We start from the raw sequence: 3,715 nt of genomic DNA, 5'->3' as shown, positions 1-3,715 counted from the left end.
CGGCCACCCTGGATGGTGGCCGGGCCCTGCCGCGGTGCGTCAGAGCCGATCGTGCCGGCTCAGAGGAACGGAAGAAGGGTCGGCACCAGGGTCGGCGCGTCGCCCGACGATCCGAAGACCGGACTGAGGCCCGCGAGCGAACCGAGGACCGTGTCCAGGTCGTCGAGCGACCCGTCAACGGTGTCGTCGTCCTCCACCGTGCACTCACCGGCCTCGGAGACGGCGGTGCGCAGACCGACCCCTGCGGTGGCCGCGTTGTCGGCCCACAGGAACCTGACCCGCTCGGCGGTGCCGGTGGCGCCTCCCAGGAGGCACTCGACGGTCTCGCGGTGGGAGGCGAAGCCCTCGTTGGCGAGGTTGGGCATGCCGACCGGCCGGGCGTAGAGGGTGCCGTCGGGGACGAACCCGGTCCCGTCGAAGGTCATCTCGACCGAGCGTCCCTCGCAGACCTCGTCACACAGCACCCGCACGACGCCGGACACCTCGTCGTGGTCGAGCGCCATCACGCCTTTGAACGGTGAGGTGTACGTCTGCATCTCGGTCACCGCACCTCCGTCATCCAGCCGCACGAAGTGGACCTTCCCGGTCCCCTCGACGCCCACGGCGAAGGCTCCGCCGAACGCCTCGGGGAGGTATTCGATGGCCTCGAGGCCGGCGTTCGCGCCGATCGGCCCGGTGAGGGAGGTCAGCGAGTACTCGTCCGTGGCGCTGAGGGTGCCGGAATCGCGGTCGGTGGGCAGGACGAAGCGCAGGATCGAGGGGCGACTGGTGCTGCCGGCGTCGTTGTTGCGCTCGGTGGCCACGTAGATCACGCCGTCCGGCCCCACGGTGACGCCCTCGGAATCGGGTCGGCCCGAACCGTCGGGGTAGGTGAGGACGAAGGTGCGGGCGAGCGAGTAGGTGCCTGCACTGTGGTCGTGGGCCAGGACGTACAGCGTGCCGGTGCCGTTGTTCACCACGTAGGCGGTGCCGTCGGCCGCGATGTCGACACCCGACATGTCGTCGTCCTCGGCGAAGGCGCCACCGAGCGCGACGGGGGTGATCGTCAGCGGGTCGAAGGGCCAGGGCGACGTCACCACGCTGGTGGCGGGTATCGCCAGCGCCGCGCCGGCGGCGAGGGCGACCGTGAGGACGCCTGAGCTGATGGTCCGTGAGCGCATCGGGGGCCTTTCCTGGGCAATGACTGAGTGACTGACCAGGTGCCCGTAGGAGGGTCGGGTGCCGGGTCCGTGTCCGGTGGGTGGCGACGAGCTGAACGTTTACCGCTGACCGTCTGCTGCTGTCGGCCGCCGGACACCGCCAGGTGGGCCCGGCCCGAACTGATGGAACCGAGCAGCCCCTCCGAACCGTCGAACCGATCGGAAGAACCGGGAGAGGACCGACATGCGATCAACGACGAGGCGGGGAGACGAGTGACCACACCACAACCGGGACGTGCCCGCAGGTCGCAGAGATGGGATCCGCTGTCGCCGTCCTATGCCATCCCGATGGTCGTACTGCTGCTCCTGTGCGCGGTGGGTGTCTCGGTCGGAGCGTGGAGGAGTGTGTTCCCGACCGAGGGCAGCCTGCGTCCGGAGGAACTCCCCGCTCACTTCATGCTGCTCACCCTGAGCCTGATGCTCTTCCTGGCGGCCGAGCTTTCAGGATCCGTGCAACTCTGGCGAACGAGGTGGAGCGAACGGACCATCACGACGTGCATCGCGTCGATCCGTGGCCTCATCGCCGCGTACGGTGTGGCGTCCACGGTGGTGTTCGCTCTCGCCGCAGGGTCGGCGTGGGCGTGGAGCGCCGTCATCCCCGTCGCGTTCATCGCCTACGTCGTGCGTATGGAGATCGGACTGCGAGAGCAGATCGGACCTCCTCAGACCGAGGCACGGCTACTGCCGGGCCAGGCTCACCAGGAAGTCGATCGTTCCGGACGTTTCCACGGCGACAAAGCCGAGGCTCGGCGGCTCGACCCCGACCTCGGCCCAGGTGAGGGGGACCGCGCCGGAGGCGATCAGGGCGTCGCCCGTCCGTAGGACGGTCACCTCAATGTCCTCACGGACGGTCGTGCCCTTGATCGTCAGCTCGACCACCATCGGGATCGACACCGTTGTGCCGTCCGACGGCACCGCAGCCAGATCCACGGGTTCGGCCACGGTGAGTGTCGCCGAGGGATGGGACCCGGCATCGAGGATCTGGGGTGAGCGGGCCTGGGCGTCGCGCTGGTCGATGTCCGTCTCGATTCCCGCCACCTGCACGTCGAACGATGCGGACTCCAGGGTGGTCCCGGACACGACCGCCCGGCCGCTCACCTGGTCGGTGCTGCCGACGACGGTGACCGGCTCCCCGCGCAGGATCTCGTTGACCGTGTACCCGGCAGTCGTCTCGTTGGGCGCGGTCCCCGGCACCACCACCCACGTGCCCTCCAGGGTGCCGGTCGCCTCCTCGGCTCCGTCGACGGAGACGGTCGCGGCCGGCGCGTCGTCACCTCCACGCACGGCTTTGTAGAGGTAGGGCGCCGCGATCAGCGCGACGACGACGATGACGACGACAGCGCCGATGATCCAGGGGAGTCTCCGCATGGGACGAGCTTAGGAACTCCGGCGAGGTGGGCGGATGAGTATCGACCGAAGATCACGCCGACGTCAGGTCACGCCGTAGCCGCTACACCACCCCGAGCTCGCGGGCCCTGGCCACCGCGGCCGTCCGGGACGTCACACCGAGTTTGTCGAAGACGTGCACGAGGTGCGTCTTGACCGTCGCCTCCGACACGTTCAGGGACGCCGCGACCTGCCGATTGGTCTCGCCCGTCGCCACCGCCCGCACCACGTCCACCTCGCGATCGGTCAGCACCGGCCGTGGGTCGCGCAGCCGGTTCATCAGAGTGGCGGCGACGGTGGGGGAGAGCGCGCTCTCCCCGGCCGCCGCGGCGCGGACGGCGGCCAGCAGCTCGTCGGGACCGGCGTCCTTGAGGAGGTAGCCGCAGGCCCCCGCCTCGATCGCCCCGATGATGTCCGCATCGGTGTCGTGGCTGGTCAGGACCAGGACCTGCGGTGGTGACCCGAGTGCGCGGAGTCGCCGGGTCGCCCTGACCCCCGCGGAGGCGTCACCCGCGAAGCGCAGGTCCATGAGCACCACGTCCACGTCGCCGATCCGCGCCCGCTCGACAGCGCCGTCAGCGGTGGGGACGTCGGCCACCACCTCGATGGCGGGGTCCGACGCGACCAACGCGCGAAGGCCTGTCCGGACCACCGCGTGATCGTCCGCGATCAGAACGCGCACGCTCGTCGTCGTCATGTCCCCGAGCCTCCCACCACCGTCGGGAGCACGGCGCGGATCGTGGTCCCCGCGCCGGTCTCGGAGCTCACGTCGAACTCTCCTCCCAGCCCGGACACCCGACGCGCCATCCCGTCCAGACCGAACGATGCGGTGGGCCGCGGCGCGGCGACGTCGAAACCCCGACCGTCATCGCGCACCTCGAGCGCGACCGCGGTGGATGACCCTGTCAGCGTCACCTCGACCCTCGAGGGTGAGGCGTGTGTGACCGCGTTCGCCAACGCCTCCTGCGCCACGCGGACGAGCACGGCGGCGACCTCGGGGGGAGGGTCGACCTCGAGGGAGCAGTCCGCGGTCACCTCGATCCCCGGATGCTCCGCGCGGGTCCGCTCCGCGACGCGGCCCAGTGCGCCCGCGAGCGACACGCCGTCGAGCGGAGCGGGGCGTAGCGCGG

The 3,715-nt window shown here is 70.4% G+C and carries 5 protein-coding genes; all 5 read right to left on the bottom strand.

What is annotated here, in order from left to right:
• Positions 1-59: 59 nt before the first annotated feature.
• Positions 60-1,160: an esterase-like activity of phytase family protein gene (locus tag G6021_RS13270; RefSeq protein WP_182610155.1), complete on the bottom strand. Its 1,101-nt coding sequence runs from the start codon at positions 1,158-1,160 to the stop codon at positions 60-62.
• Between the two features lie 428 nt (positions 1,161-1,588).
• The gene (locus tag G6021_RS13265) at positions 1,589-1,810 is read right to left on the bottom strand and encodes a hypothetical protein (protein ID WP_182610156.1); all 222 of its coding nucleotides are present in this window, start codon (positions 1,808-1,810) and stop codon (positions 1,589-1,591) included.
• A gap of 67 nt (positions 1,811-1,877) precedes the next feature.
• Complete coding sequence (locus G6021_RS13260; RefSeq protein ID WP_182610157.1) at positions 1,878-2,567, bottom strand: YceI family protein; 690 nt, start codon at positions 2,565-2,567, stop codon at positions 1,878-1,880.
• A gap of 82 nt (positions 2,568-2,649) precedes the next feature.
• Positions 2,650-3,282: a response regulator transcription factor gene (locus tag G6021_RS13255; RefSeq protein ID WP_182610158.1), complete on the bottom strand. Its 633-nt coding sequence runs from the start codon at positions 3,280-3,282 to the stop codon at positions 2,650-2,652.
• Positions 3,279-3,715: ATP-binding protein (locus G6021_RS13250; protein ID WP_182641492.1), on the bottom strand; the 437-nt coding region annotated here is incomplete at its 5' end. The genes G6021_RS13250 and G6021_RS13255, both read right to left, overlap by 4 nt.

The sequence above is a fragment of the Dietzia sp. CW19 genome (assembly GCF_014145265.1).
GTDB classification, from domain to species: domain Bacteria; phylum Actinomycetota; class Actinomycetes; order Mycobacteriales; family Mycobacteriaceae; genus Dietzia; species Dietzia natronolimnaea.
The sequence above is the reverse complement of the archived record's forward strand: the minus strand, read 5'-3'. Positions and strand labels throughout refer to the sequence as shown.

What these genes read in the sequence shown, in the direction of transcription:
- G6021_RS13270 (WP_182610155.1), bottom strand. Translation starts at nt 1,160, where the DNA reads ATGCGCTCACGGACCATCAGCTCAGGCGTCCTCACGGTCGCCCTCGCC.
- G6021_RS13265 (WP_182610156.1), bottom strand. Translation starts at nt 1,810, where the DNA reads ATGAACGCGACGGGGATGACGGCGCTCCACGCCCACGCCGACCCTGCG.
- G6021_RS13260 (WP_182610157.1), bottom strand. Translation starts at nt 2,567, where the DNA reads ATGCGGAGACTCCCCTGGATCATCGGCGCTGTCGTCGTCATCGTCGTC.
- G6021_RS13255 (WP_182610158.1), bottom strand. Translation starts at nt 3,282, where the DNA reads ATGACGACGACGAGCGTGCGCGTTCTGATCGCGGACGATCACGCGGTG.